Annotated in this window: 1 protein-coding gene; it reads right to left on the bottom strand. The window is 70.9% G+C overall.

Annotated features, from left to right (window positions below; genetic code table 11):
• Window positions 1-81 precede the first annotated feature (81 nt).
• Complete coding sequence (locus H8R17_RS45365; protein WP_187828979.1) at window positions 82-1,086, bottom strand: C-terminal binding protein; 1,005 nt, start codon at window positions 1,084-1,086, stop codon at window positions 82-84.
• Between the last annotated feature and the right edge of the window lie 559 nt (window positions 1,087-1,645).

The following is a 1,645-nucleotide window of genomic DNA, read 5'->3' as shown; positions in this document are numbered from 1 at the left end:
CGGCGAGCCTGTGGGCGATCAGGAAGTCCGTCAGCGCGCTGTCGGGCACGGGGCCCGGCCCCACCTGCGCGGAGCTCGAGTTCATCGCCGGTCACCCGGCCCGGCGGGCAGGCCGCGGGGGCTGTTGCAGGCGTGGGCCGGTGCCTCGCCGGCCAGGATCCGTACGACTTCCTCGGCGGCGCGGCGGCGCAGTTCCGTGACCGACGCGTCGGAGGAGAAGGCGACGTGCGGGGTGAGCAGCGTCCCGGGCTGGGCCGACAGCCCGGCGGGAACGTGGGGCTCGCTCTCCAGGACGTCGAAGGCGGCTGCGTCCAGGTGTCCGCTGTCGAGTGCCTTGATCACCGCGTCGGTGTCGACCAGGCCGCCCCGGCTGACGTTGACCAGCAGGCCGCCCGGCTTCATCAGCGCCAGTTGTCCGGCTCCGATGATGTGGTGCGTGGCGGGGGTGAGCGGCACGTGGAGGATCACCACGTCACTGCGGCGCAGCAGTTCCTCCAGGCCCACCAGCTCAACACCGGGGGCGTCCTGCGGCGGGTGCGGATCGTGGGCCAGGATCCGGCAGCCGAACGCACGGAGCTTGCGCGCCGTGGCGCGTCCGATCCGCCCGAAGCCGACGACGCCGCAGGTCAGCGTGGACAGCCGGCGCAGCCGGGCGCTCGCGGGGTCCCAGTGGCCCGCGCGGACCTCCCGGTCGAACACGGCCAGGCCACGCGTCCAGGCCAGCACCATGCCGACGGCATGGTCGGAGACCTCCTCGACGCAGTAGTCCGGCACGTTGGTGACCCACACACCCCGCTCGGTGGCAGCGTCCACGGCGATGTTGTCCAAGCCGACCCCGAGCCTGGCCACGATGCGAAGGTCCGGCGACGTGCCGATCGCGGTGGCCGACACGGGCGCCCAGCAGGTCAGGATCCCGGCGGGCCGGTGCTCGGCGACCAGCTCCTCGACCACCTCGGCTGAGGCGGGCTCGGCAGGGCCCGTCACCAGGGCGTGGCCCGCGCTCTCGACGACCGATCGCTCGACGGAGTCGTCGGGCCAGGCGTGGTCGGTGAGCAGCACGGTGCCGGAGCGGCTCGGTGGTTTCATGGCAGGTCGTCCTCGCAGAATCGTGCGGCCGCAGGAGAGGGTCGTTGGGCTCGGGTGGGCTGCCGGCGCTCGCCGACTTGTGGTCGGTGGAGGCGCGGCGGTACGTCCCGGGAACGGGTCACGAGATGCCGGGCACGTCGCATCACTTTGTCATAGCCACGTTGTGCTAACGATAGCACTCACGGTCTTCGATGCGTCAAGAGTGCGGCATGGAACAAGCACCGCCGAAGAAATCCGTCGTACACACCTTGACGCGCAACGGTCTTCCCTTCATGGTTTCTGCCAGCGCCGACCGTGTGCCCCGAAATGGGTCTGCACGAGGTCCGGCTGTCGAAGACGCCATAGCCACGGACGTCCCCGACGGGCGACATACGGCTGAATTCCGCATACGGCTTCCGACCGCGCGGCGGCCCATCGCCCCATTCCGCCAGTCGGCGGCTGCCTCGCCAGGGCCTCGATCCTTCAGGCGTGATCGCTGCCAGTTGAGGTGATCGGTTCATCCCGTTTGTCCGGGCCAGTGCCGGGTGGGATCTTCGCGTGTCGCTGCGGCTGCGCCGGG

The sequence above is a fragment of the Streptomyces sp. TRM68367 genome (assembly GCF_014495685.1).
In the GTDB taxonomy this organism is placed as follows: domain Bacteria; phylum Actinomycetota; class Actinomycetes; order Streptomycetales; family Streptomycetaceae; genus Streptomyces.
The sequence above is the reverse complement of the archived record's forward strand: the minus strand, read 5'-3'. Positions and strand labels throughout refer to the sequence as shown.